This is a genomic window from Occallatibacter sp. (assembly GCF_049802275.1).
Taxonomy (GTDB): domain Bacteria; phylum Acidobacteriota; class Terriglobia; order Terriglobales; family Acidobacteriaceae; genus Telmatobacter.
The window spans coordinates 1-3,589 of sequence record NZ_JBARMD010000133.1; the positions used below are offsets into that span (position 1 = coordinate 1).

The window sequence follows — 3,589 nt, forward strand, 5'->3', positions numbered from 1 at the left end:
AACTACCGGCGTCGCCTCGGTTCTGTTTTTCTTCTCGATTTACTGGCTTCTGCCCAATCGCCAGATTCCGGCGCGGCAGGTCGTTCGCACTTCGATCATCACGGGCGTGGTCTGGCTGGCTGCTAAAGAAGGATTTGTGGCGGTCCTTCCGCACCTCGACCTGAAGGCTCTCTATGGACCGTTTTACGTTTCCGTCGGTCTGTTGTTCTGGGCCTACATCTCAGGGCTGATCCTCTTCGCCGGAGCGCAGTTCAGCGCTGTGCCTCGAGCGGAGAAGGCTGCAAAGAACTGAACGCGATACTGGAATTGAGCGGGTGTATCATCGGGGCGTTCCAGGATCTTGAGCCGATCGTATGACGTTTCGTTTCGGCATGTTCGCGGCATCAACCTCTGTTCTTCTCGCGGGCTCCCTTTTTCCTCAAAGCCCGATCCCGAAAAAGGAACGGAATTCGGGTTGGACCGCGACAGTTCAAGTCCTGGTTCGCGATAAGCAAGGCACTCCGCTGGCCGGGCTCGGTCCAGACGACTTCATCCTGACAGAGATGGGCACACGCGATGCCGTGCTCGCAGTCCGAAGCCTTGCGCCGCAAACAAGACTCAGCAATGGAAGTGAACCGGCGCTACCGCCAAGTCAATCTGCGTTGTCGCAGACATCAATTCTGCTGGTCTTCGCGCCGATGTCGGCTTCTGGCAGAAATTTCTCGATCGCAGGTCTGATGAAATTCCTGAGAGGCCCTGGAGTCGCTGACTGGAGCCTTGCTCTCATCGATGATGCGGGCAAATTCACTTCGTTCGCACACGACCACACAGCACTTCGCGCCAAACTGCAGGACATCGCCACTCATGTGAGTTCTCCCCAACTCATCGGCGGATCGTGGATTACTGAGGTTGCTCGGGCCATCCAGGTACTCGCCATTCGGCCCGGAAGACACGCGATAATATTCGCTTCGGATTTCGAATCGAACCTCGCTTCTCCCGATGCCCAAAATCCCAAGCTGTTGCGCGTTGGGCCTTCGGAGTTCATCGCAGAAGCGATGCGTGCGCAGGCTGCCATGTACACAGTCGAGGGTTCTGGGCCACGAGTCTTAGTTCCATTTGGCGGTGCCGCGGAATTCCAGTACTCGGGATCAGGCGAACAAGTTGCCGAAGCAATGAATCTTGAATTGCTCGGCGTTGCCCAGAACCGCGCGGACTTTCTCTATCCAGCCCAGGAAACAGGCGGTGTTGCTGCGCGTGACGTTCAAGAAGCTTTATCGGATGTTGCTATGGATGCCACCGGCTACTATCAGATAACTTTCAGACCCAATCTCGAGGAAACGGACGGAGCGTGGCATCCGATCTCCGTGTCCGTTCCCGGTCGGCCTGTGCGCATTCGCGGACCCAGGTACTATCTTGCGCCCCTCTCGGAGAATCAGCAGAAGATTTCGGCGGCAATGCGAAAGGGCCTTGAGAAGCGTGCAGCAACTGCACGTCTCGAGAGCGCCGCACACGTCTGGCTCTTCCCGGATGTGGAGGGCGCCCACACTGCGTTGATGGCTGCGGATTTTATTTGGCCGGCAGCCGCCAATATTCAACCTCCCGGTCCACGGCTTCAGATATTCGCACAGCTTGTCGACGGGAGCCTCGGACAAGTCGTGGGATCGTGGCTCACTGAAGAGGCATGGAAGCCGGATGCGGAGCAAGTCCGGACCGCGCATTGGCAGCGCGAGACTCCGCTCTATCCCGGCTCATACTCGCTGAGAGTTATCGCTCTCGACTCGGCTTCCGGAAGAATCGGCGCCAGAGAATTCACGTTTGCCATATACCCCACTAGCACGCCGGCCTTTCGCTTCAGCGACATTGTGATTTCAGGCCGCTGTCTGGCCAGCGATGAAGTGGAGGGCCGAACGAACCTGCTGGATCCAATGTTGCTGGATGGCTGCTTTCTGTCACCTTCCGCGGCTGGCAGCTTCTCTACTGAACAAACTCCCACAGTGATGATCAGGATTTACCCGACCGACCAAAAGATTCGCGAGATGATTCTCAGAGACTGGAAAGGTTATGTGTCCATTGGAGAAGGTCAGCGCATTCCACTTTCTATTGCGAGAGCGGATATTCGGGGCCTAGTCGTGAGCGGCCAACTTGATCTTTCAAGACTCAATCTGAAGCCGGGTCCGAATCCGATCCGGGTTGATTTCGAAACGACCTTGGACGATGGTAATAAGTACTTGATTGGCTTGCGCAGCCAATTGACTGTGACGCCTTGAATATCCATTTCCGCACGTATTGGAGCAATAGTATTCTGAGGCCCAATTTTCCCGTTCGAGGAGGTCCTCGCCTGAAGAACATTACGGCCGTCGTCGGGGCGATCAGCCTGCTGCGCGATGCTGTCGCGAACCAGGATCAGTTGCTTTATGACGAGCCTGCCGACTGGTACTATCCGGTGCGCGAATCGCTTGGCGGGATGATGTTGCAAACCGGCGATGCCAAAGGCGCAGAACAGGTATTCCGCGAGGACTTACAGCAGAATCCGCGCAATCCGCGCTCGCTGTTTGGGCTGGCAGAGGCTCTCACGTTGCAGAACCGAAACTATGACGCCTCGCGGGTGAAGCAGCAGTTTGGCACGGCCTGGCAGGGTGCGGATGCGAGCCTGAAGGTGGAGGATCTGTAGTCCGCGGCCTTCGATAGAGGAAGGGGTGCGGCCGTCGATCCGCACCTCAAAGAATGCCGGCAAGCCTTCAGATCTTAGTTGCCCTGCTTCTCCGCAGTGGCTCTGACAGCAGAAAGATCCATGCTTCCAAATTTGAGCTTAATGTTGTTCACTGCGCCATCCGCGTCGGCTACAAATCGGACCTCAGTCGGCGCGTCATTCAAGTAGAACTCGGTGTCGGAGGTGGCGATGAGGCCATACGGGGAAGGCTGTCCTTTGACGAAGGCGTAGAGCCTGCCATTCCGCATCGTGATTTGCAGGATTGTCGGCCCAAGCTGGTAGTCACCCACGTAGCGCGCGAGAGTCTCCTGAGAAGGGTGCACAATTTTCTTCGGGATCGGTGTCTCGTATTTTTGTCCAAAGAGAATTGCGGAGAGATCTTTGTTGATTTGAACGTAGGTTACGGCCTCAAAGTTGCACAACACGATGATTACCGCATCGTCGTCAGGATAGCGCGTGAACTGGGAAACAAACCCGTTGACCCAACCGCCGTGTCCGACATACCTATGGCCGAAGTCCTCGCCCATGAGAAAGCCATAACCGTACTCCGCTTCAATCGGTAGTGGCGGTGGGGCGACGAAGTGCCCATAGGGTGTCCATGCCTTTGTGGTGATGGCATTGCTGAAGAGCTTTCCCGATTTCAATGCGCGATCGAATTTATACATATCGTCCACAGTCGATCGCAGCGCGCCGGCACCGCCTCCATACGCCGAATCGCCGTTGGGTGCGTTGATCAGAGTCTCCCCGTCGAATCTATAGCCGCTGGCGCGATCGGGTACCACGTCAACCGAGTGATCAAAAGCGGTGTGCGTCATTCCGGCAGGTTTGAGAATGTTCGCGGTCAGATATTCCTCATACGATTCGCCTGTAACGATCTCGATCACGCGCCCCAGCAGGATG

The 3,589-nt window shown here is 56.3% G+C and carries 4 protein-coding genes; 3 read left to right on the forward strand and 1 reads right to left on the reverse strand.

What is annotated here, in order from left to right; translation table 11 throughout:
• The 3 genes from WA354_RS04345 to WA354_RS04355 form a co-directional block, all read left to right on the forward strand.
• On the forward strand, positions 1–292 hold a 292-nt coding region (locus WA354_RS04345; protein WP_472811784.1), incomplete at its 5' end, for a YhjD/YihY/BrkB family envelope integrity protein.
• A gap of 61 nt (positions 293–353) precedes the next feature.
• Positions 354–2,246, forward strand: a complete 1,893-nt coding sequence (locus WA354_RS04350; RefSeq protein WP_472811785.1) for a vWA domain-containing protein — start codon at positions 354–356, stop codon at positions 2,244–2,246.
• Complete coding sequence (locus WA354_RS04355) at positions 2,243–2,650, forward strand: tetratricopeptide repeat protein (protein ID WP_472811786.1); 408 nt, start codon at positions 2,243–2,245, stop codon at positions 2,648–2,650. Before WA354_RS04350 ends, WA354_RS04355 begins: the two co-directional genes overlap by 4 nt.
• A 74-nt stretch (positions 2,651–2,724) precedes the next feature.
• Here WA354_RS04355 and WA354_RS04360 read toward each other — a convergent pair.
• A partial coding sequence (locus WA354_RS04360) for a serine hydrolase (protein WP_472811787.1) occupies positions 2,725–3,589 on the reverse strand: 865 nt, incomplete at its 5' end.

Bases quoted from the DNA above. Each gene is read 5' to 3' on its own strand.
- WA354_RS04350 (WP_472811785.1), top strand. From the start codon at position 354: ATGACGTTTCGTTTCGGCATGTTCGCGGCATCAACCTCTGTTCTTCTC.